17 protein-coding genes are annotated in these 20,783 nt (G+C 74.2%); 10 read left to right on the top strand and 7 right to left on the bottom strand.

Annotated features, from left to right (window positions below; translation table 11 throughout):
* The first annotated feature begins 184 nt into the window (after positions 1 to 184).
* From BDZ31_RS12795 to BDZ31_RS12785, 3 genes are all read left to right on the top strand, one after another.
* Positions 185 to 349 carry a hypothetical protein gene (locus tag BDZ31_RS12795; RefSeq protein WP_183342648.1) on the top strand — a complete coding sequence of 55 codons (165 nt, stop codon included), beginning with the start codon at positions 185 to 187 and terminating at the stop codon, positions 347 to 349.
* On the top strand, positions 346 to 1,374 hold the full coding sequence (gene sigJ, locus BDZ31_RS12790) for an RNA polymerase sigma factor SigJ (protein WP_183342647.1): 1,029 nt from the start codon (positions 346 to 348) through the stop codon (positions 1,372 to 1,374). Before BDZ31_RS12795 ends, sigJ begins: the two co-directional genes overlap by 4 nt.
* Before the next feature lie 111 nt (positions 1,375 to 1,485).
* The gene (locus BDZ31_RS12785; protein ID WP_183342646.1) at positions 1,486 to 2,178 is read left to right on the top strand and encodes a hypothetical protein; all 693 of its coding nucleotides are present in this window, start codon (positions 1,486 to 1,488) and stop codon (positions 2,176 to 2,178) included.
* Between the two features lie 253 nt (positions 2,179 to 2,431).
* On the opposite strand, the gene BDZ31_RS12780 is transcribed toward BDZ31_RS12785, so the two are convergent.
* The 3 genes from BDZ31_RS12780 to BDZ31_RS12770 form a co-directional block, all read right to left on the bottom strand.
* Positions 2,432 to 3,340 (bottom strand): ATP-grasp domain-containing protein, encoded by a 909-nt coding sequence (locus tag BDZ31_RS12780; RefSeq protein WP_183342645.1) that lies wholly within the window; start codon positions 3,338 to 3,340, stop codon positions 2,432 to 2,434.
* A gap of 230 nt (positions 3,341 to 3,570) precedes the next feature.
* Positions 3,571 to 4,191 carry a GNAT family N-acetyltransferase gene (locus tag BDZ31_RS12775; RefSeq protein ID WP_183342644.1) on the bottom strand — a complete coding sequence of 207 codons (621 nt, stop codon included), beginning with the start codon at positions 4,189 to 4,191 and terminating at the stop codon, positions 3,571 to 3,573.
* A 54-nt stretch (positions 4,192 to 4,245) separates the two neighbouring features.
* Positions 4,246 to 5,997, bottom strand: coding sequence for a metallophosphoesterase family protein (locus tag BDZ31_RS12770; RefSeq protein WP_246345139.1), 1,752 nt, complete (start codon positions 5,995 to 5,997; stop codon positions 4,246 to 4,248).
* Here BDZ31_RS12770 and BDZ31_RS12765 point away from each other — a divergent pair.
* The 3 genes from BDZ31_RS12765 to BDZ31_RS12755 all read left to right on the top strand — a co-directional run bounded on the left by BDZ31_RS12765 (position 5,996) and on the right by BDZ31_RS12755 (position 9,379).
* The gene (locus BDZ31_RS12765; RefSeq protein ID WP_183342642.1) at positions 5,996 to 7,966 is read left to right on the top strand and encodes an outer membrane protein assembly factor BamB family protein; all 1,971 of its coding nucleotides are present in this window, start codon (positions 5,996 to 5,998) and stop codon (positions 7,964 to 7,966) included. The two genes, BDZ31_RS12770 and BDZ31_RS12765, sit on opposite strands and share 2 nt — an antisense overlap.
* Positions 7,967 to 8,054: 88 nt before the next feature.
* The gene (locus tag BDZ31_RS12760; RefSeq protein WP_183342641.1) at positions 8,055 to 8,621 is read left to right on the top strand and encodes an RNA polymerase sigma factor; all 567 of its coding nucleotides are present in this window, start codon (positions 8,055 to 8,057) and stop codon (positions 8,619 to 8,621) included.
* Positions 8,618 to 9,379, top strand: a complete 762-nt coding sequence (locus BDZ31_RS12755) for a hypothetical protein (RefSeq protein ID WP_183342639.1) — start codon at positions 8,618 to 8,620, stop codon at positions 9,377 to 9,379. The genes BDZ31_RS12760 and BDZ31_RS12755 overlap by 4 nt, the downstream gene beginning before the upstream one ends.
* A gap of 69 nt (positions 9,380 to 9,448) precedes the next feature.
* Here the strand turns inward: BDZ31_RS12755 and BDZ31_RS12750 are convergent, their stop codons facing one another.
* From BDZ31_RS12750 to BDZ31_RS12735, 4 genes are all read right to left on the bottom strand, one after another.
* Complete coding sequence (locus BDZ31_RS12750; RefSeq protein ID WP_183342638.1) at positions 9,449 to 10,081, bottom strand: hypothetical protein; 633 nt, start codon at positions 10,079 to 10,081, stop codon at positions 9,449 to 9,451.
* On the bottom strand, positions 10,078 to 10,533 hold the full coding sequence (locus BDZ31_RS12745) for a hypothetical protein (RefSeq protein ID WP_183342637.1): 456 nt from the start codon (positions 10,531 to 10,533) through the stop codon (positions 10,078 to 10,080). Before BDZ31_RS12745 ends, BDZ31_RS12750 begins: the two co-directional genes overlap by 4 nt.
* Before the next feature lie 330 nt (positions 10,534 to 10,863).
* Complete coding sequence (locus BDZ31_RS12740; protein ID WP_183342636.1) at positions 10,864 to 17,292, bottom strand: Ig-like domain-containing protein; 6,429 nt, start codon at positions 17,290 to 17,292, stop codon at positions 10,864 to 10,866.
* Between the two features lie 49 nt (positions 17,293 to 17,341).
* Positions 17,342 to 17,539 (bottom strand): hypothetical protein, encoded by a 198-nt coding sequence (locus BDZ31_RS12735; RefSeq protein ID WP_183342635.1) that lies wholly within the window; start codon positions 17,537 to 17,539, stop codon positions 17,342 to 17,344.
* On the opposite strand from BDZ31_RS12735, the gene BDZ31_RS12730 reads away from it, so the two are divergent.
* The 4 genes from BDZ31_RS12730 to BDZ31_RS12715 all read left to right on the top strand — a co-directional run bounded on the left by BDZ31_RS12730 (position 17,538) and on the right by BDZ31_RS12715 (position 20,779).
* Entirely contained in the window at positions 17,538 to 18,044 is a 507-nt protein-coding gene (locus BDZ31_RS12730) for a phage tail protein (RefSeq protein WP_183342634.1), read from the top strand. The genes BDZ31_RS12735 and BDZ31_RS12730 overlap by 2 nt on opposite strands.
* 28 nt (positions 18,045 to 18,072) lie before the next feature.
* A complete protein-coding gene (locus BDZ31_RS12725) occupies positions 18,073 to 18,591 on the top strand; it encodes a phage tail protein (protein WP_183342633.1) in 519 nt (172 codons plus the stop codon).
* A 14-nt stretch (positions 18,592 to 18,605) separates the two neighbouring features.
* Complete coding sequence (locus tag BDZ31_RS12720; protein WP_183342631.1) at positions 18,606 to 19,127, top strand: phage tail protein; 522 nt, start codon at positions 18,606 to 18,608, stop codon at positions 19,125 to 19,127.
* A 140-nt stretch (positions 19,128 to 19,267) separates the two neighbouring features.
* Complete coding sequence (locus BDZ31_RS12715) at positions 19,268 to 20,779, top strand: cytochrome ubiquinol oxidase subunit I (protein WP_183342629.1); 1,512 nt, start codon at positions 19,268 to 19,270, stop codon at positions 20,777 to 20,779.
* The last annotated feature ends 4 nt before the right edge of the window (positions 20,780 to 20,783 follow it).

Genomic DNA, 20,783 nt, shown 5'->3' with positions numbered 1-20,783 from the left:
CGGGGACGGGGATCGAGGAGGCGGGCGGCCGAACCGGGGCCGCCCGCCGCCGAGCGACCGCTCGGGCCCCGCCGTCCCTCGTGTCACATCCGCGACGGCTGTCCCGTCAACGGGCAGAACGATGGAATCGGCGCGTCGCGGCAGGCCGCCGCGAGCGACGGTGGCGATACGAGGTGACGGAACGATGAAAGCGGCAGTCGTCGGAGGGACGGGTGACCTGGGCGGGTTGGTGGTCGCCGAGCTGGCGGCGCGCGGCGCCGCCGTCGAGGGGCCGACCTTCGCGCAGTGGCTGGCGGGCGACCGGCCGGCCGCGCGGGCAGCGGACGTGAGAGAGTCGGTGGCGCGATGAGCACGCGATCGGACGAGCAGCTCGCCGCCGCCTTCGAGGCGGAGCGCCCGTATCTGCGCCGGCTCGCGTACGGCACGCTCGGCAGCGTCGCCGAGGCCGACGACGTCGTGCAGGACGCCTGGCTGCGCCTGCAGCGGGCCGACGCCGCGGCGATCGGCGACCTCAGAGCATGGCTGACGACGGTCGTCGGCCGGCTCGCGCTCGACGCGCTCGGCACGGCGCGCGTCCGCCGCGAGCGGTACGTCGGCCCGTGGCTGCCGGAGCCGATCGTCGAGGCGGCCGGCGCGGACGCGGCCTTCGGCCCGGTCGCCTCGGCCGCCGAGACGCGGGCGCTCGGCAGCGACCCGGCCGACCGCGTGACGCTCGACGAGCAGGTGACGACGGCGCTGCTGGTCGTGCTCGAGCGGCTGTCGCCGGCCGAGCGGACCGCGTTCGTGTTGCACGACGTCTTCGGGCTGCCCTTCCAGGAGGTCTCCGAGGTCGTCGGGCGCACGCCGGCCGCCGTCCGGCAGCTCGCGGCGCGCGCCCGCCGCCACGTCGACGAGGGCACGCCGCGCTTTCCCGCCTCACGCGAGGAGCACGCACGCGTCGTCGCAGCCTTCGCGGAGGCGTGGGCCGCCGGCGACGTCGACGGCCTGCTGCGGATGCTCGACCCCGACGTCACCTTCCGCTCCGACGGCGGCGGCAAGGTCGCCGCCGCGCGCGTCCCGCACCACGGCGCCGAGCACGTCGCGGAGCTGCTCGTGTCGTTCTCGCGCGTCAACGAGCGGGCCGGCGGCGGCGCGCGGGGCGGGCTGGCCGACGTCAACGGCCTCCCGGGCATCGTGCTCTCCGACGGCGACGTGAAGACGGTGATCTCGCTGACGGTCGACCGCGGGCGGATCGTCGCGATCGACGCGGTGCGCAACCCCGACAAGCTGCGCCATGTCACGGCCTCCCCGACCGGCACGCTGCCGGAGGCGAGCGGGCGCGCGGAGGGCGGCGGTTGGGGCGGCGCGGGCGGTGAGCCGGACGCGCGGGCGTAACGAATCGGCGCACAGCGCGTATCGTTCGTCACAAGCCCGTCGCCGTCGCGAGCGGCGCGGCGGCTGCCCCGGCGGGCGCGTCCGAAGCCCTCGACGGAGGAGGTGCCCATGATGAGCAGAGTCGATCACGTCAACCGCCTGATCGCGGGGACGTGCATGGTCGCGGCGCCGGTGATGCTGTTGATCGCGGCGATCGTGATGCCCGACCTGAGCACGAACGAGGCGACGCAGCTGGCGGCGATCGCCGACTCCCCCGACCGCTGGTACATCGCCTCGGCGCTGTTGCTCGCGGCGCTCGCGCTCGCGGTGCCGGCGGTGCTCGGCCTCGCGCACATGCTGCGCGAGAGACAGATGTGGATGTCGACGTTGGGCGCCGGCGCCGCGCTCGTCGGGATCCTCGCCTCGGTCGGCAGCGTCGCGATCGGCCTCGTCGCGTGGCAGATGACGCAGGGCGGCGCGCCGGTCCAGATGGTCCTGCTGCTCGACCGCGTCAACGACACGGCCGGGATCTGGATCCCGTTCACGCTCGGCGCCCTCGGCGTCGCGATCGGCTTGCTGCTGCTCGCCGGCGGCCTCGCGATGATCGACGCCGTCAATCCCGTCATCGCCCTCCTGATCGCCGTCGGCGGGGTCTGCGCCACGATCGGCTTCCCGCTCGCGAGCGAGCTGCTGGTGGTGATCGGCGCCGCCTGCCTCTGCGTCGGCCTCGGCGTCACCGGGCTGATGGTCCTGCGCGAGACCGACGAGGACTGGGTCCACACGCCGACGTTCCGCGGCTTCGGCGCCCTCGCCGGAACGCACTGATCGGTTCCAGCTGGAACGGCGCCGTCGCTCGTGCGACAGCGCCGTTCCACATGACACGAGATTCGTTCGGCGCGCGGCGGCGCTGCACGCCAGCGGCGCCGCCGCGGCGCGGGATCGCGCGGCGTGCGTCACGGGCGCCGCGCGGCGGGGCCAGGCGGCGCGGCGGCGGCTACGCCTGTGCGGCCGCGCGCTACGCCTGTGCGGCCGCGCGCTACGCCTGTGCGGCCGCGCGCTACGCCTGTGCGGCCGCGCGCTACGCCTGTGCGGCGGCCGCCGCAGCGCGGGCCGCGTCGAGCACCGCGCGGGCGAAGCGCTCCGCGGCGCCGGGCGCGGCCGCGAGGTAGAGCGTCGGCTCGACCAGCTCCAGCTCCATCACGAGCGGCTGGTCGTCGTCGCCGGCGACGAGGTCGACGCGTCCGTACAGCGGCGGCACGTCGCTCGCGGCCGCCAGCGTCCGCCGCGCCAGCTCGACCTGCTCGGCGGTCGGCCGCGCAGCCTCGGCGACGGCGCCGAAGTTCGGCTGGACGCGGAACTCGCCGGCCGGCGGGCGCTTGCGCACCGCATGGCTCAGCTCGCCGTCGCAGAAGAGGAGCGACAGCTCGCCCTCGCGCTCCAGCGAGGGCAGGAACGGCTGGACCATCGCGTCGCCGTCGGCGAGCAGGCCGCGCAGGTGGGCGGCGCCGTCGCCGGCCGGATCGCCGGCCGGCACCCGCATCAGGCCGGAGGAGCCAAGCCCGATCGTCGGCTTGACGATAGCCTCGCGCCCGGCCCAGCCGCGCTCGGCCAGCAGCTCGGCGAGCGCGGGCGCCGGCTCGCCGTGCGGCAGCCAGATCGTCGGGACGGTCTCGACGCCGCGCTCCGCCAGCGTTCGCAGATAGGTCTTGTCGGTGTTCCAGCCGATTACGTCCGCCGGGTTGCGCAGCGCCGTGACGCCCGCGACCTCCTTGGCCCACGCGACGAACGCGGCGCGCTTGAGGTGGTAGTCCCACGGCGAGCGGACGAGCACGAGGTCGAACGCGCCCCATTCGACGGCCGGGTCGTCCCAGACCGGCGCCGCGACCTCCGCGTCGAGCGCGCGCAGCGCGTCGGCGAGCAGGCGGTCGTCGGGGTCGAGGTCGGGCAGCTCCTCACAGGTGGCGAGCGCGATCAGCGGTGCGGTCATGCCGGCCGACGATAGCGGCCGCCGGACCGTCGTTTCGTGCCGCACGCCGTCGACAGCGGCCGCCGCACCATCGTCTCGTGCCGCACGCCATCGTTCCATCTGCCGCAACGCCGTCGCACGCGAGACGCCGCCGTCGCACGCGGAACGCCGTCGTTCCATCTGCCGCAACGCCGTCGCACGCGAGACGCCGCCGTCGCATGCCGCACGCCGCCGTTCCCGCGCCGCCGCGCCTACCGCGGCTCGCGCCACATCAGCCACGCGTGCGGGCCGCGTGGGAGCGCGACGACGTCGGTGACGCGGAAGCCGTGGCGGGCGTAGAAGGCGACGTTGGCCTCCTTCGACGACTCGAGGTACGCGGCGACGCCGTCCTCGTCGCAGCGGTCGAGGACGGCCCGCAGCAGCGCCGACCCGATGCCGCGGCCCTGCGCCGCAGGATCGGTCCCGAGCACCGCGAGGTACCAGTGCGGCGGCGCGGCCGGATGGCGGCGCTCGATGCCGGTGAAGCCCCAGCTCACCATCGGCATCCGCGGCAGCAGCCGCGGATGGAGCATGCAGCGCGCCAGCGCAGCCTCCTCGCGTGCCGTCGTGCGCCAGCGGTCGGGCGGCAGCCACAGCGCGCCGCCCCCGAGCCCCTGCTCGACCCAGATCTCGTCATGGCGCAGAACCTGCCGCAGGCGGACCGCGTAGAACCGCTCCAGCATCCGGCTGCGGAGCGCGTCGGGGCGGCACGACCAGCAGGCGATCGGATCGTCCTGGAAGGCGCGCGCGAGCGTCCGCGCCAGCGCCGGAAGGTCGGCCGCGGTCGCGCGGCGGACCGCGGGCGGGGCGCCGAGAGGTGGCGTGCCGGCCATGTCCGCGACCCTACCCCCGCGCGCCGCCGCCCGCGCCGGCTCGCGCGCCCGGCCTCAACCCGGCGGGCCGGCGCCCGCGCCGGCCGGCTCGCGGCCGAGCCCGCGCTCGTCGCCGCCGCCGTCGCCCGCTTCGTCCTCGCTCGCGCCGCCGGTCCGACCGCCGGCGCCCGCGGAGCCGCTCCCGCCGCGCTCCCCGCCGCCGGACCGGCCCGCCTCCTCCGAGCCGCCTCCGTTCCCGTCGCCGTCATCCTCGTCCGCCGGCGCGGTCGCCGACGCCAGGTCGAGGCGCTCGTGGCGCGCGGTCGCGTCGCCGTTGCCGGGGTCGACGGTGACGAGGTCGGCGGCGAGCGGGGCGAACGGGTCGCGCGCGTAGCGCAGCTGGGCGAGGCCGATCGGCTGGTTCTCGTCGAGGTTGCCCGTCCCGCCGCCGCCCGCGGTGCCGCCGTTGAGCAGCAGCACGTTGCGCTGGGCGCGCAAATCCTGCGTGTGCGTGTGGCCGACGAGGAAGGCGATCTGGTGGTCTGGCGGGTCGTCGGCCAGGCGTCTCAGCACCGGCTCGACCAGCGACGGCTCGTGCACGATCACGACGTCGACGCGGTCCTCGATCGCGGCGAACCAGGCGGCGAACTCCTCCTCCTGCTGCTCGCTCGTGCGCGGCTCCGGCCGTGTCCCTCTCTCCCTGCCGGGCTCGCGGCGCGTGAACGGGTCGTCGTAGCCGGCCACCCGCAGCCCGGCGACGTCGACGGCCATCGGCCCGAACGAGCCGTCCGCGCGCAGCCGGCCCCAGCGCGTCAGCACGACCGCGCCCGCCCGCGCGAGCGCCCGCTCCAGCGTCTCGGAGTCGTGGTTGCCGGTGACGAAGACGGTCGGTCTGCCGATCGAGGCGATCTCGCGCGTGACGCTCGTCTCCAGCGGCGTGCCGCGGTCGGTCAGGTCGCCGGCGATGAACAGCGGCCGGCCGCCGGCGACCCGCTCCAGGGTCGGCAGCACGAGCACGTTGTTGTGGACGTCGGAGACGAGCGTCAGCCGCGGCCCGTCGGCCGGCAGCGCCCCGCGCTCGCCCGGGGCGATCATCAGCCGCGCCAGCCCGACGAGCTGCGCGTCGAGCTCCTCGCTGAGCGCCCCGACCGAGCGGTTGACCGTCTCGACCGCCTGCAGCGCCTGCGGGATGTCGGCGCCGTGGGCGAAGTAGGTCGGGTCGTCGAGCGGGCCGCGCGGCGGCAGCAGCAGCGCGACCGCCGCCGTCGCGAGCACCGCCGTCCCGCCGGCGGTGCCGAGCAGCCAGCGCAGCCGCGGCCCGCTGCGCGAGCGGACCGCGAAGGCGACGACCACGCCGGCGAGCAGCGCGCTGACGAGCACGACGACGATCAGCGCCCGCAGGTAGCGCTTGATCGCGTCGGTCGCCGCGGCGCGCACGGCGTCGACGTCGACCTGGCGGTTGCGCGCGATCCGCTCGACCGCCTCGCGGTCGACCCGTCGCACGTCGATCCGCAGCTGCACCGGCAGCCGCACGGCGCCGAAGCGCACGCCCCAGTCGACGAGCGGGACGTAGATGCCGAGCGCGCCCGGCTCGTCGAGCTGGACCGACAGGCGGACGGTCGCGACCGGCAGCGCCTCGTCCTGGCGGAAGGTCGCGAGCGCGCCGATCGAGCCGGCCAGCGCGGCGACGGCGACCGCCGCGATCGCCAGCGCGGCCCGCAGCCGGCGGCGCCAGTCGCGGCCCTCGCGCGGCCGATCCGCGGAGGGGTGAGGGGCTGGGCGATCGGGAAGGATCGAGGGGTCGTTGTACTCCGAGGAGGGACGCATGGTCGGATGGGGCGATCGTCTTCAGGGTGGCACGAGTCGTCTCATCGCCGCAGGAGCGCTCGTCGCGGCGCTCCTGTTCGCGGCCGGCTGCGGGGGCGACGACGACTCGACCGCGAGCCGCACGGTCTTCGTCGCCGGCCCGACCGGCGGCAGCGCCGCGGGCGAGTGGGCCCATCCCAACGGCGACCTCGCCAACACCCGCAACGTGCAGGGCGAGATCGACGTCGCGACCGTCTCCAGACTCGGCGTCGCGTGGACGGTCCCGATCACCGCCGCCGGCACCTTCGGCGGCTACGCCTCGACGCCGATCGTCGTCGACAGAACCGTCTACGCGCAGGACCTCGACTCGAACGTCCAGGCGATCGACCTCGAGTCCGGCGAGGTCAAGTGGACGCGCAGATTCGACTCGCCGACCGTCGGCCCCAACGGGCTCGCGGTCGGCGACGGCCGCGTCTACGGCGGCACGGCCGACGGCGCCTTCGCGCTCGACCAGGCGACCGGCGAGGAGATCTGGCGTCTCAGACTGACGCGCAACGACCGCGAGGGCGTCGACATGGCGCCCGGCTTCAAGGACGGGATCGTCTACATCTCGACCGTCCCCGGCAACGTCAGCGGCTTCTACAGAGGCGACGGCGTCGGGATCCTCTACGCGCTCGACGCCGAGACCGGCAGACGGCTGTGGCGCTTCAAGACCGTGCCCGAGGACCTCTGGAGCCCGGAGCATCGCGACATCAACTCCGGCGGTGGCCTGTGGCATCCGCCCGCGTTCGACGACGCGGGCGCCATGTACGTCGCCGTCGCCAACCCGGGCCCGTGGCCCGGCACGGAGAGATTCCCGTGGGGCCAGAGCCGGCCGGGCCCGAACCTCTTCACCAACTCGCTCGTGAAGCTGGACGCGACCAGCGGCGAGGTCGAGTGGTACCAGCAGGTGCTCCCGCACGGCCTCTACGACTGGGACCTGCACCTGCCGCCGGTGCTGACCGAGGAGGACGGCCGCACCTTCGTCCTCGCCTCCGGCAAGCTCGGCCAGGTCTTCGCCTTCGACGCCGGCAACGGCGACATGCTGTGGCGCAGAAGCGTCGGCATCCACAACGGCCACGACAGAGACAACCAGCTCGCGCTCGCGGGCAGATACGAGCGGCTGGAGCTGCCGGCGACCGTCTACCCGGGCGTGCTCGGCGGCGTCGAGACGCAGATGGCGGTGCAGAAGGGCGTCGTCTACGTCCCGGTCGTCGACCTGCCGACCCGCTTCGAGACGCAGGAGCGCCACAGAACCGACCTGACCGGCGGCAGAGGCCAGCTGGTCGCGCTCGCGGTCGACAACGGCGACGTCGAGTGGACGCAGAGATTCCCGACGCCGGTCTACGGCGCCGCGACGGTCGTCAACAGCCTCCTCTTCACGACGACCTTCGACGGCACGCTCCACGCGCTCGACGTCGACACCGGCGAGGTCGTCTGGCAGGAGAGACTGCCGGCCGGCACCAACGCGACCGTCGCGATCGCCGGCGACACGCTGATCACCGCGGCCAGCTACCCGCAGGGGAGAGGGCAGCGGGCGCAGATCGTCGCCTACCGCATCGGCGCGACCGGCAGACCGGCGGAGGGCGGCGAGCAGACCGCCAAGGCGCCCGAGCAGGGCGGGGCCGGCGGCGGCGAGCAGGAGACGGCGCCCGGCGGCGGAGGCGGTGGAGCGGCCGACGTCGCGGCCGGCAGAGAGGTCTTCACGACCAACTGCGCCGGCTGCCACACGCTCGCCGACGCGAACGCGAGCGGCACCGTCGGCCCCAACCTCGACGACCTGAGACCGGACGAGGCGACCGTCGAGACCACCGTCACCGAGGGGCGCGGCGCGATGCCGGCCTTCGGCGGGCGGCTCGACGACGCGGAGATCGCGTCGGTCGCGGCGTACGTGGCCGCGGTCGCGGGCGGCGGCGGAGGCGCGGGCGGAGGCGCCGGCGGCACGCCGTAACGGCAAACGCACCGGGTGCCGGCAGGACACGCACCACTTTTCCGGCCCAGCTGTCACAGCCGCGTGCGATCGGCAAGGTAGTGGATAGATGCCAGCCGACCAGCGCACCGACGACGAGCTGCTGAAGGCCTCGGTGCACGACGCCGAGGCCTTCGCCGTGTTCTACCGTCGGCACGCCGAGGCGGTGCTCGCCTACCTGCGCCAGCGCACCGGCGACGTCGAGACCGCCGCCGACCTCACGGCCGACGTCTTCGCCGGCGCCTTCGCCGGCCGCCGCCGCTTCAAGCCGCGCCAGGAGCCGGCGCGCGCCTGGCTGTTCGGGATCGCCAACAACCTGCTCGCGATGAACCGCCGCAAGCAGCGCCGCGCGCTCGCCGCCCGCGAGCGGCTCGGCGTGCCGCGGATCGAGTTCCAGGACGAGGAGCTGGAGCGGGCCGAGGCGCGGCTCAGCGCGCTGATGCAGGGCAACCCCTTGAACGCGCTCGTCGCCGACCTTCCGGCCGAGCAGCGCGACGCCGTGCTGGCACGGGTCGTCGACGAGCGCGACTACGACGACATCGCCCGCGAACAGGATGTGAGCGAGGCGCTCGTCCGCCAGCGCGTGAGCCGTGCGCTCGCGCGCCTCGGCGGAGGCATGCGGGAGGGCAGGCAATGACCGAGATACTCGACACGATCGAACTGGAGCTGATCGGCGCCGTACGGCGCCACAACGCGCGCGCCAGACGGCGCCGCCTCAAGGGCGCGATCGCCGCCGCGGCGGCGACGGTCGCGCTGGCCGGGACGGCCGTCACCGCGACGGTCGTCGACACGCCGCTCGACACGCTGTTCCCCGGCGGCGCGGAGACGGCGCAGCCGGCCGACGAGGGCCGCTCGACCGTCGTCGCCGGCGGCGCCGGCGCCGCCTGGTCGGTGACCGCCTACCGCTCGCGGGGCGACTGGCTCTCGACCGTGATCGTGCGGCGGCCGCGCCAGGCCGGCTCGCCGCCGGTGCAGGGTCGATCCGGGCTGGTCGTCGCGCTGCAGGCCCGCGGAGGCGTCGTCGCCGGTCCGGCGACCGACGCGGTCGCGCGCGGCGGCCGGATCCATGCGGTCGTCGGGGGCGCGGTCGATGCGTCGGTGAGAGCGGTCGCGGTCTCGGTCGGCGGCCGCCGTTACGAGGCGACGGTCGCCGACGCGGTCGTGCGCGTGCCGGTCGCGCTGAGACCGGGCGACATACCGACGCCCGAGCTGCGGCGCAGACTCGACGCGCTGCCCGACGAGATCGTCGCGCGCTCCTTCGCGGTCGCGCTCGCGCCCGCCGCGCCGGGCGGCCCGCTGCGTGCGCAGGCGACGATCGAGGCGACCTTCGCGGACGGGCGCGTGGTCAGCGAACGACACTCGATCTGCGTCAGCCCGCGGTGCGCGGGCACCTGAAGCTGCCACACCAGGACGGGCAGGAAGATCCCGGTCGGCCGCGCGGCGCGGCCGGCCGGGATCCCGTCGTCACGGCAGCGGCGGGAACTCGAACGACTCCGCCCCGCTCGGCCCTAGCCACGTCAGCGCCTGCGGGTAGTCGTCGCTCGCGATCAGGTAGAAGCCGTCGACCACCGTCACCGGGTCGGTGCTGTCGTCTAGCTGCACGAGCTCGATGTCGCTGACGCCCGCGGCCGCGACGCCGAAGACCTGATGCGGCTCGCCGGCGCGGCCCATGATCGACGGCTCCGTGCCGTCGACCAGCAGCGAGGTCAGCGACGCGCAGCCGAGCGCGCCGTCGACCACGGCGCAGACCGCTTGGCCGTCGCCCGAGGAGGCGACGTAGGCGGAGGCGCCGGCGACCGGCGCCTTGCGGACGGTCGCGACGTCGAGCACGCCGCCCGCGAGCAGTGGTCCGCCGAGCACCGGCGGCGGGAGCGCGTCGCGCGTCGCCGAGCGCGGCCGCCGCAGGAGCGCTACCTGCTGGCGCGCCGTCGCGCGACCGGCGGCCGCCGCGGCCGCGGCGGAGGTGGGCCCGCCCGCGGCGGCCTGCGAGCGGTCGGTGCCGCCGCCGTCGAGCAGCAGCACGAGCAGCGCCGCGGCGATCGCCGCCGCGATCGCCAGCGCGAGCGTCCGGATCGATATGTCGGAGGCGCGGTTCATGACATCCCGTGCCCCCACACGGTGTGCGTGCCGGTGATGTTCTTGACCCACAGCCGGAAGCTCAACAGGCTCTGCGCGTTGCAGTTGGCGTAGAAGCAGGCGCGGGCGATGTTCGTGCCGCAGGCGTAGAAGCTGCCGCCGCCGTAGACGCAGACATAGCTGCTGCCCGAGCCGTTGTACGCAGCCGATCCCCAGCCCCAGCTGCGGATGTCGGCGAGCGCCGGGTTGGTCGTGCTGTTGTAATAACAGTCGTAGGTGTCGTCGATTGCCCCGCAGTTCCATGTGACGTCTGTTGAATAGCCGGTGCCGGGCAGGCAGGACGAACCGCCGGTCGTGCAGTCCGCCGCAGCCGGGCCGGCCGTCAGGCAGAGCAGCAGCGCCGTCAGCGATACGGCGCCGCACAGGAGTGACCGCCACGGGCGTGCGCCCGCGCGGCTTCGCGCGTGATCCATCGTTTCCCCCGAAATGCGATTAGTGAGCGGTTGCTGAGTTATTCAACGTGTACGTGCCGTTGACGCATGGCGTCTACCCCCTCTCCGCCGTGTAATTCATTAAAGATCGAAGTTTATTTAGCATGTCAGCGGTGATGTCCCGCTGTCAAGGCGGGACGTGCGCGGCACAACATGCACGTAACAGATGGGCGGCTGGCCGGCCGCAGGCGGGCCGCGGCCGACGACGCGCGGGCGGGCTGCGCAGGTCGGCGGAGGAGCGGGGCCGGCGTCGCCGCCGGCCCCCGTTCCTCCGTGCTCGGTGAGGCCGGCGCGCTGCCGCGCCGGCGACGCTCACGACGTCGGCTGGGCGCAGCCGGCGCCGCCGACGTAGCCGGCGCCGCCGCCGGGCGTTATCACGCCGACTCTCGCCGGGGTGAGCGTGTTGTTCGCCGCGAGGAAGGCGGTGATGGCGACGTCGTCCTCGCTGCCGCCGGCGTAGCCCGGCAGCCGCACCACGTTCTGGGTCGCGATGTGGCGGATCCGCACCTCCTGGCCGGAGGCGCCGGCGGAGCCGACCATCGTGTTGCCTCTGAAGTCGAGGCACTGGTCGACGGTCGCGTTCGGGTCGGCCGCCTCGTTGCGGAAGCCGACCGCCGTCGCGAGGTTCCCGCTCGGCTCGGTCACGGTGTTGCCGGTGACCGTCAGCGCGACGTCGACGTTGCCGTCGTCGGCCGGGCCGTCCTCGCCGTGGACGGTGCGGATGCCGTTCTGGTTGTACTGGCGGACGGTGTTGTTCGCGACGCGCGCGACGTGGCTGCCCTGGCCGCGCGACTCGACGCTGATGCCCGAGCCGATCGGCGCGCCGGACCCGACGTCGCCCGCCGTGCCGATCGTGTTGCCGGAGATCACGCCTCTGGCGGCCGCGATCCCGACGGCCTTCTGGACGAAGATCCCGCCGCCGCTCATGTCGGTGAGTCTGTTGCCGGTGATGCTGTAGGTGAGGTCGGCGCCGTCGCCGCTGGCCGCGACCAGGAGGCCCGAGCCGCCGAGCGGCGCCGGGTGGCCGTTCGACAGCGTGTTGCCGTCGAACGTGAAGTCGCTGGCGGCGGTGCCGGTGACGTTGTGCTGGAACAGGTCCTCGCGCGAGGAGGTGAACGACGATCTCGTCACGCTCGTCGTCACGTCGGCGGTGCCCTCGGCCAGCAGGTAGACGCTGTTGCCGCCGAGGTCTCTGCTGTTGGCGCCGAAGGTGTCGTTGTCGAGCGTGAGCGCGAGCGTCCCTCTGCTCGACGAGATCACGGCGTTGTCCTCGAAGCCGCCGGAGATCGCCGTGTCGGTGATGCTCGACGTGCCGGTCAGGTCTCTCAGCAGGAGCCCGCCCTCGTCGACCGCGTCGTTGGTGCCGTGCACCCCGTCGATCGTCGATCTGTCGAGCGCGAAGCCGTCGACCGAGGTGCCGCGGATCGCATGGCCGTCGCTGTTGGTCAGCCGCAGCCCGGTCAGCGCCACGTCGCGCGCCTGGTTGAGGTAGACGCCGACGCCGGCGTTGGTGCCGTCGGCCCCTCTGACGTTCTGGATCGTGCCGCCGCTGTCGGCGGCGCCGGTGCCGGTGACCGCGAGGCCGCCGGCTCCCGTCTGGTCGAGCACGATGCCGTTGGCGCCGCCGTTGGCCGAGATCGACTGGAAGGTCGCGTCGGCCGCGCCGATCGTCGTGCCGGCGATCCGCAGGGCGGTGCCGGTGCCCGATCTGAGCACGTTGCCGGCGCCGGTCACCGTCACCGTGCCGCCGCCGGTCGCGGCGAAGCCGTCGCCGCTGGTCGACGTGACGCCGAGGCCGCCGCCGCTGAACGCGATCGCGTGGCCGCCGTTGGAGGCGAGCCGCACGCCGGTCGCCGCGCCGCTGGCGATGGTCACGGGGCCGCCGAACGTCGTCGTCCCGCCGCCTCTGTTGCCGCTGACGTCGATGCCGGTCGCGCTGCCGCTCGACGCCGTGACGGCGTCGAAGGTCGTGCTCGGCGCCGTCGAGTTGCGGACCGCGACGGCCGTCCCGCCGCTGTTTCTGACGCTGACCGCGCCGGCCGCCGGCAGTGACAGCCCTGCGACGCCGTCGGCGAGGAAGCCGGTCCCGCCGGTCACGTCGACCGCGACGTCGCCGAGCGTGATCGAGCCGGTCGTCGACTGGAGCGCGACGCCGCCCGCGGAGCCGCTCGCGACGATCGCGTCGATCGTGCCCGACAGCGCCGTCCCGCTGACGTCGACCGCGCGCCCGCCGGTGCTTCTGACGCTGACCAGGCTGGCGCTGGTGAGCGCGAGCGTGCCGGCGCCCGTCGCGGCGAGGCCGGTGCCGCCGGTCGTCGAGATCGCCGTGTCGGCGATCGTGAACGTCCCGCTCGTGCCGCTCAGCGCGACCCCGCCGCCGCTGCCGGAGACCGTCAGGTCGCGCAGCGTCGAGCCGGCGACGCCGGCGCCGCCGGAGATCGCCGCGCCGCCTGTGGCGGTGACCGCGAGGCCCTCGACGTGGCTGCCGGAGGCGAGCGCGACCCCGACGCCGGAGGCGTTGGAGATCGACGGCCGTCTCGCGGCGGAGCCGTCGTAGAGCCGATCGCCGTCGACGACGAGGTCGGCTGCCTCGCCGAGCAGCCGCTCGTTCGCGTCGAGCGTCGCCCCGGCGTTCATCCCTCTCGTTGTCGCGTCGCCGGTGTGGACGAAGATCGTGTCGCCAGCGGTGGAGGCGGCGGTCGCCTCCGCGAGCGTGTCGAACGCGTCGCTGGAGCGCCCGGTGCCGCCGACGGCCTCCGTGTTGTCGACGTACCAGACGCGTCTGCTCAGTCTGACCGTGACGGTTCCGGTGCCGCTTCTGTCGCCGTCGCTGATCTCGTAGTCGAACGAGTCGTCGCCGGTGCTGCCGGTCGGCGGCACGTAGGTGAAGCTGCCGTCGCCGTCTATCGTCGCGTGACCGCCGAGTCTCGTGGCGACGCTCTCGGCTCTCACCGACAGCTCCTCGGCCGCGTGGTCGGGGTCGGTGTCGTTGTCGGAGACGAAGCCGGTCAGCTGCTTGGCGGCCTCGCCGGCCGGGGCCGGGTCGCTGACGACGAGCGTCGTGTTGCCGACGCCGGCGTAGCTGTCGGCGACGCCGGTCGGCGCGTCGTTGACGCCGCTGATCGTGATCGTGATCGTCGCGGTGTCGCCGGCCGCGCCGTCGCTGGCGCGGTAGGCGATCGTGTCGGTCGCCTCCTCGCCCGGTCTGAGCGCGTCGAAGGCGCCGCGCGGGTCGTAGGAGAGCGAGCCGTCGGCCGCGACGCTGACGGTCGCGCCCGAGGCCGCTCTGAACGGCGTGCCGACGTTGGCGGCGCTGCCGTCGACCTGGTCGACGACGAGGCCGTCGCCCTCCGGGTCGCTGTCGTTGGCGAGGAGGCCGGGGGCCGCGACCGTGAGCGCGGTGTCCTCGTCGGTGACGTAGGCGTCGTCGCTCGCGGCCGGTCTGTCGTTGAGGCCTCTGATCGTGATCGTGATCGTCGCGGTGTCGCCGGCCGTGCCGTCGGTGGCGCGGTAGGTGACGGTGTCGGTCGCCTCCTCGCCGGGTGCGAGCGCGTCGAAGGCGCCGGTCGGGTCGTAGGAGAGCGAGCCGTCGGCCGCGACGGTGACGGTCGCGCCTCTCGCGGTTCTGTAGGCGCTGCCGACTCTGGCGTCGTCGCCGTCGACCTGGTCGATCGCGAGGCTGTCGCCGTCGGGGTCGCTGTCGTTGGCGAGGAGGCCGGGGGCGGCGACCGTGAGGACGGTGTCCTCGTCGGTCTCGTAGGCGTCGTCGGTCGCGGTCGGGCCGTCGTTGACGCCGCTGACGGTCACGCTGATCGTCGCGGTGTCGCTCGCGCCGTCCCCGTCGGCGACCGTGTAGGCGATCGTGTCGGTCTCCTCGTCGCCCGGTCTGAGGCCGTCGAACTGGCCGTCCGGGTCGTAGGAGAGCGAGCCGTCGGCCGCAAGGGTGACGGTCGCGCCCCTGGCGGTTCTGTAGGCGGTGCCGACGCGCGCGCCGCTGCCGTTGACCTCGGTGACGGCGAGCGGGTCGCCGTCGGCGTCGTCGTCGTTGGCGAGCACGCCCGGCGCGGGGACGTTCAGGACCGTGCCCGCGTCGGTCTCGTGGGCGTCGTCGGACGCGACCGGCCCGTCGTTGACGGCGGTGACCGTGACGGCGCGCGAGGCGACGGCGCTGCTCTCGCCGCCCGTGTCGGTCGCGACGACCTCGACGGCGCGGTCGTCGGTCGACGGGGCGTCGCTCGTGTTGCGGTAGCCGATCGCGCGCAGCGCCGTCTCGTAGTCGGCAACCGAGGCGGTGCCGATCAGTCTCAGCGTCCCGGTCGCCGCGTCGTAGGAGGTCGTGATGCCGCCCGGCAGCGCCGCGGTCGCCTCGAGCACGTCCTCGGCGGCGGCGAGCCCGCCGGCGATCCGCACGGTCGCGCCCGCGAGGCTCGGCGAGTCGGCGTCGGCGACCGTCAGCGTCGCGTCGATCGCGGTCGCCGGGTCGTTCTCGGTGTAGGCGACCGCGCCGCCCGCGAGCGTCACGACCGGCCGGTCGTTGACCGCGCTGACCTCGACGGCCTTCGCCGCCGGCGCGCTGACGAGCGCGCCGTCGCTCGCGGTGAACGAGACCTGACGGGTGCCGTCGACCGGATCGCCGCTGGTGTTCGCGAACGTGATCGCGCGCAGCGCCGTCTGGTAGTCGGCGAGGGAGGCGCTGCCGCTCAGTCTCAGCGTCCCGGTCGGCGCGTGCCAGCTGCCTCTGATCGACGGCGTGTCGGCGAACGCGAGCACGTCCTGGCCGCTGACGTAGCCGCCGGAGATCATCGCGCTCGCGCTCGTGAGGGTCGGCGAATCGACGTCGCCGACGGTGACGCCCGGGTCGACCGGGACCGGCGGTGCGCTTTCCGCGTACGCGGTCGCGCCGGCGGTCGTCGTGACGACGGGCGCGTCGGCGACCGGTCTGACGTCGACCGTCACGTTGCCGACGCTCGGCAGCACGACCGCGAATCTCAGCCGGAAGCGGAACGAGTCGCTGCCGTTGCGGTCGGGGTCGGGCGTGTAGGTGACGTACCGTCCGCTGCCGCTCAATCTGCCGTGCGCGGGCTGGCTCTCGATCGAGTAGCTGCCGAGCGCCGCCTGCAGCTCGTCGCCGGCCGCGAGGTCGATTCTGACGGCCGTGTCCTCGTCGGTTGCGACGTGCTGGTCGTGCGCGAACGGCGGGAGGCTGAGGCGCTGCTGCTCGGGCGCGCTCGGGGAGTCGCCGGCCGGCGCGCCGAAGTTGACGTACTGGCGCGGATGCTGGCCGAGCCGTCTGAGTGCGCCGGCCGGCGCGCCGAGCCCGTAGCCGTCGGCGAGCAGCCTGCCGGCGAACGGCGCCGACGGCGTCGAGGCGCTCACCGCGCGGGCGAGCGCGGTCGAGTCGGCGAGCAGCCGCTCGATCCCGGCGAGCATGCGGCTGGTGAAGGCGAGCTGCGCCCGCGGGCGGCTGCACAGCCGGGCGACGCCGGGGAGGCAGGCGTGGGTCGGCTCGTCGGCCGCCGACGCGGTCAGCAGGACGCGCAGGTTCGGCTCGCCGCTCAGCTCGTCGACGAGGCCCCCGGCGTAGGGGGCGTCGACCAGCAGCTGCCAGTCGACCTGCGGGTGGGTCGCGATCAGCGCGCGCAGCTCGGCGCCGCGCAGGTCCTGCTGCTCGAGCCGGCCGCTGCGGTGGCCGGAGACGCCGAGGCTGATCGTCGTCTCGCTCCCGCGGACGCCGCCGCCGGCGATGAACAGCAGCACGTTGCGGCAGCCGTGGCGTTTGAGGAGGCGGTCGACGAAGGCGGTGGGGGAGAGGCCGTCGGCGGTCGAGTAGCGGGCCGCGACGAAGCCGCGGTCGCGGCGCTCGAGGTCGGCGAGCAGCCCGCCGAAGGCGGCGCGGGTGCGGTCGACGCTCGCGTAGTCGTAGGAGTCGTCGAGCATGTCGGCGATCGTGATCGCGCAGGAGTCCTCCGCGGCGAGCGTCGCGGCGGCCGTGTCGGCGCCGGCGGCGAGCGCGCGGGGACGGGCTGCGGCCGTGGCGGACGCGGCGGCGAGCGCGCGCGGGCGGGCGGCGGCCGCGGCCGATGCGGCGCGCGCTCTCGCCCGCGCGGGCAGGCGTGTGAAGACGCGGTATCTGGCGGAGCGGTAGCCCGCGGCCGAGCGGAGGTAGAGCGGCAGTCGGCCGGCCGCGAGCGGCGGCCAGTCGAGCGTGCGGCTGAGCCGGACGCGTCCGCTGCGGACGCCGACCAGCGCGACGCGGCCGGGATGCTCGAACAGCTGGAAGGGACCGCGGTCCTCGTAGTACAGCCAGGCCGGCTCGGAGCCGACGCGCAGCACGACCGGCGCGCGGCCGATCGTCGCGCCGGTTCTGCGCAGACGCTCGCGCCGGTCGGCGCGGTCGGGCGCAGCCGCGGCGCTCGCGCTCGCGGCCCGCTCGATGCCGGCTTCGGCGACGACCGTGCGGGGGCGCAGCGGCGTGCGCGCGCGGAAGACGATCACGGGCCGCGAGCCGCCGGCCGAGCCGAGGGCTCGCAGCGCGGCGGCGTCGGCTGAGCGCAGCCCCGCGGCGCGCGCCTCCGCCGGCGCCGCCGGCAGCGCGGTGAGCGCCAGCAGCGCGGCGAGCGCGAGCAGCGCGGCGAGCGCCGCGATGCCGATCGCGGCGGCCGCCGAGGCCGGGGCGGTGGTGGCGCGGCGCCGGCCGCCGCGCTGGTGGCTCGCTGCTCGCGAGATGACGGGGACGCTCACGCCTGCTCCTCCCGATGCGCGTGGTGGCAGGGCCACTGCCCGCGACGTTCTAGATGTCGAGCGAGGCGCGAAGACGGTGACGCACCCGCAAATGGCACTTCAGCACGAAGGCGGCCAGGATAGCTCGCGGCGCATCGAATGCGCAAATTCCTGGCTGGCTGTCCGACCGCTTTTGCACTTGGCGTAAAACATCTATACGGTGGATCGCGCCCTCAAACCAGCGACCGCCGTCGAGCGGAGGTGCCATGTCAGAGCCGTATCTCGGGGAGATCCGCGCGATGTCGTTCGGCTTCGCGCCGCGGGGCTGGGCGCAGTGCAACGGACAGCTGCTGCCGATCAACCAGAACCAGGCGCTCTTCTCGATCCTTGGGGCGACGTACGGCGGTGACGGGCGAACGAACTTCGCCTTGCCGGACCTGCGCGGGCGGGTGCCGATGGGGACCGATTTCGCCGGTCACCCGCTCGGCGAGCGAGCCGGCGTCGAGGCGGTGACGCTCACGCCGCAGCAGATCCCGTCGCACTCGCACGAGTTCCGCACCACGAGAAGCCCGGGCAACGACGTCATGCCCGCCACGCTCGCCTCGGCGCCGAACCTCTACGGCGCGCCGACGAGACTGACGCCGATCGGCGGCCAGAGACCGGCGGGCCAGAGCATCGCGTCGGCCGGGGCGCAGCCGCACGCGAACATGATGCCGTTCGCCGTCGTCGGGTTCTGCATCGCGCTGCAGGGCATCTTCCCGTCGCGCGACTGACCGCCGAACGAGACAAGGAGCAGACGAGATGGCCACACCGTACGTCGGTGAGATCCGCATGTTCGGCGGCAACTTCGCGCCAGACGGCTGGATGTTCTGCGAAGGGCAGACCGTGCCGATCTCCGAGAACGAGACGCTCTTCAACCTGATCGGCACCACCTACGGCGGCGACGGCCAGGAGACGTTCAAGCTGCCTGACCTCGGCGGCCGCGCCCCGGTGCACATGGGGGCCGGCCCGCAGCTGTCGCCGCGGATGATCGGGGAGGTGGGCGGCACCGAGGAGGTGACGTTGGCCGCCGCCCAGGCCGGCGGTCACACCCACGCGCTGCTCGGCAGCCTCGACCCGGGCTCCTCGCCCAACCCGGGCGGCGCGGTGCTGGCGACCGGCAGCAACGTCCAGGTGTTCGTCGCCAGCTCTCCCGACGCGACGATGCCGTCGGGCACGCTCGGACCGGCCGGGGGCAGCCAGCCGCACGAGAACCGCCAGCCGTACCTGCCGATCCGCTTCATCATCTCCCTCTACGGGATCTACCCCAGCCAAACCTAGAAAGGACGCTCGAGATGGCTGATCCCTTCGTCGCGGAGATCCGCATCTTCGCCGGCAACTTCGCCCCGCGCGGGTGGGCGCTCTGCGCCGGCCAGCTGCTGCCGATCTCCCAGAACACGGCGCTCTTCTCGCTGCTGGGGACGATGTACGGAGGCGACGGGAAGTCGACCTTCGCGCTCCCGGACCTGCGGGGGCGGGTGCCGATCCACGCCGACGAGATGCATTCGCAGGGCGAGCCCGGCGGCGCCGAGACCGTCACGCTGCTGCAGTCGGAGATCGCCTCGCACAACCACGACGTCAACGTCGTCGCGATCGACCCGGCCAACCTGACGGCGCCTGGGCCGCAGCGGATGCTCGCGCAGTCCAGCGGCGACGCCAACGCCTACAGCAGAGGGCCGCAGGCCGGCACCACCGCCACGCTGGCGCCGCAGGCGGTCGGGTTCGCCGGCGGCGACCAGCCCCACACCAACATGCAGCCCTACCTGGCGCTGACGTTCATCATCGCGCTGCAGGGCATCTTCCCGCCGCGCGGCTGAGCGCGGCGGCGAGCGGCGCCACGCCGCGCCGCGCCGCCCGCTGCCTCCGTAGTCCCCCGCAACTCCACTGCGGTCCTCCCCAGAGCGTGCGCGGTTCCGCGCGGATGGCGCGCGCGAGCGCCGCACATAGGGTCGCCGCCATGACCGAACTCGAGCTCGCCCGACTGCAGTTCGGGATCACGACCCTCTTCCACTTCATCTTCGTGCCGACCTCGATCGGCCTCACCGCGTGGGTCGCGTACTGCCAGACGCGGTGGCACCGCAGCGGCGACGAGACGTGGCTGCGGATGACGAGATTCTGGGGGAAGCTGATGCTGATCTCGCTCGCGATCGGCGTCGTGACCGGCATCGTGCAGGAGTTCCAGTTCGGCATGAACTGGTCGCAGTACTCGCGCTACGTCGGCGACGTCTTCGGCGCGCCGCTGGCGATGGAGGGGCTCGCCGCCTTCTTCCTCGAGTCGACCTTCCTCGGCCTGTGGCTGTTCGGCTGGGGGCGGCTGAAGCCGCGCGTCCACCTCGCGACGATCTGGCTGCTGTCGATCGGCACGCTCCTGTCGGCCTACTTCATCCTCGCCGCCAACTCGTGGATGCAGCACCCCGTCGGCTACGTCATCAACGAGGCGACCGGCCGCGCGGAGATGACCTCCATCTGGGCGGTGCTGACCAACTCGACGCTGCTGTGGGCCTTCCCGCACACGATCCTCGGCGCGCTGACGACCGGCGGCGCGCTCGTGCTCGGCGTCAGCGCCTGGAAGCTGCTCCGGGCGCGGCGCGGCGACGGGCCCGTCGACCCCGTCTGGAGCCGCTCGGCTCGCAACGTCCTGCCGATCACGCTCGTCGCCGTCCTGCTGACGATGGTCGCCGGGCACTTCCAGGGGATGCTGCTGGAGGAGCAGCAGCCGATGAAGATGGCGGCCGCCGAGGCCCAGTTCGAGACCGAGGCGCCGGCCGCCTTCTCGCTGTTCGCGACCGGCGACCTCGAGCACAACCCCGGCCACACGAACGTCAACCTGCGGATCCCGTACGCGCTGTCGCTGCTGGCGACCGGCTCGTTCGACGGCGAGGTGAAGGGGATCAACGAGATCCAGGCCGAGGAGGAGGCCAAGCACGGCCCCGGCGACTACACGCCGATCATCGCCGTCACCTACTGGACCTTCCGCCTGATGGTCGGGGCGGGGACGCTGATGCTGCTCGTCGCGGGGCTCGGGCTGCTGCTCGGCCGGCGCGGGAAGCTGGAGCACAGCAGATGGTTCCTGCGAACGGCCGTCGGCGCGATCGTGCTGCCGCACGTCGCGAACCTGACCGGCTGGATCTTCACCGAGATGGGGCGTCAGCCATGGGTCGTCTACGGCCTGCTGCGCACCGACGACGCCAACTCGCCGCACGTCGGCGCCGCGTCGCTGTGGATCACGCTCGTCGGCTACACGCTGATCTACGGCGTGCTGGCCGCCGTCGGCGGCTGGATCGCGCTGAAGGAGATCCGCCACGGCGCGCCGCCGCCGAGCGGGGGAGAGGGCGCGGGGGCCGGTCCAGGCGCCTCCGGTCCCGGCGGCGCGGGCGCCGGCGGCTGCGGCGGGCCCGGCGAGGGCGCGGCCGGCGACGGCGCACCGCGACCGCAGACCGCCCGTCCCGACCTGTCGCTCACCTACTGACCTC

Origin of the sequence: Conexibacter arvalis, from assembly GCF_014199525.1 — a bacterium.
In the GTDB taxonomy this organism is placed as follows: Bacteria; Actinomycetota; Thermoleophilia; order Solirubrobacterales; family Solirubrobacteraceae; genus Conexibacter; species Conexibacter arvalis.
This window is presented reverse-complemented; position numbering and strand designations above follow the sequence as displayed.

Bases quoted from the DNA above. Each gene is read 5' to 3' on its own strand.
- BDZ31_RS12795 (WP_183342648.1), top strand. From the start codon at position 185: ATGAAAGCGGCAGTCGTCGGAGGGACGGGTGACCTGGGCGGGTTGGTG.
- sigJ (WP_183342647.1), top strand. From the start codon at position 346: ATGAGCACGCGATCGGACGAGCAGCTCGCCGCCGCCTTCGAGGCGGAG.
- BDZ31_RS12785 (WP_183342646.1), top strand. From the start codon at position 1,486: ATGAGCAGAGTCGATCACGTCAACCGCCTGATCGCGGGGACGTGCATG.
- BDZ31_RS12780 (WP_183342645.1), bottom strand. From the start codon at position 3,340: ATGACCGCACCGCTGATCGCGCTCGCCACCTGTGAGGAGCTGCCCGAC.
- BDZ31_RS12775 (WP_183342644.1), bottom strand. From the start codon at position 4,191: ATGGCCGGCACGCCACCTCTCGGCGCCCCGCCCGCGGTCCGCCGCGCG.
- BDZ31_RS12765 (WP_183342642.1), top strand. From the start codon at position 5,996: ATGGTCGGATGGGGCGATCGTCTTCAGGGTGGCACGAGTCGTCTCATC.
- BDZ31_RS12770 (WP_246345139.1), bottom strand. From the start codon at position 5,997: ATGCGTCCCTCCTCGGAGTACAACGACCCCTCGATCCTTCCCGATCGC.
- BDZ31_RS12760 (WP_183342641.1), top strand. From the start codon at position 8,055: ATGCCAGCCGACCAGCGCACCGACGACGAGCTGCTGAAGGCCTCGGTG.
- BDZ31_RS12755 (WP_183342639.1), top strand. From the start codon at position 8,618: ATGACCGAGATACTCGACACGATCGAACTGGAGCTGATCGGCGCCGTA.
- BDZ31_RS12750 (WP_183342638.1), bottom strand. From the start codon at position 10,081: ATGAACCGCGCCTCCGACATATCGATCCGGACGCTCGCGCTGGCGATC.
- BDZ31_RS12745 (WP_183342637.1), bottom strand. From the start codon at position 10,533: ATGGATCACGCGCGAAGCCGCGCGGGCGCACGCCCGTGGCGGTCACTC.
- BDZ31_RS12730 (WP_183342634.1), top strand. From the start codon at position 17,538: ATGTCAGAGCCGTATCTCGGGGAGATCCGCGCGATGTCGTTCGGCTTC.
- BDZ31_RS12735 (WP_183342635.1), bottom strand. From the start codon at position 17,539: ATGGCACCTCCGCTCGACGGCGGTCGCTGGTTTGAGGGCGCGATCCAC.
- BDZ31_RS12725 (WP_183342633.1), top strand. From the start codon at position 18,073: ATGGCCACACCGTACGTCGGTGAGATCCGCATGTTCGGCGGCAACTTC.
- BDZ31_RS12720 (WP_183342631.1), top strand. From the start codon at position 18,606: ATGGCTGATCCCTTCGTCGCGGAGATCCGCATCTTCGCCGGCAACTTC.
- BDZ31_RS12715 (WP_183342629.1), top strand. From the start codon at position 19,268: ATGACCGAACTCGAGCTCGCCCGACTGCAGTTCGGGATCACGACCCTC.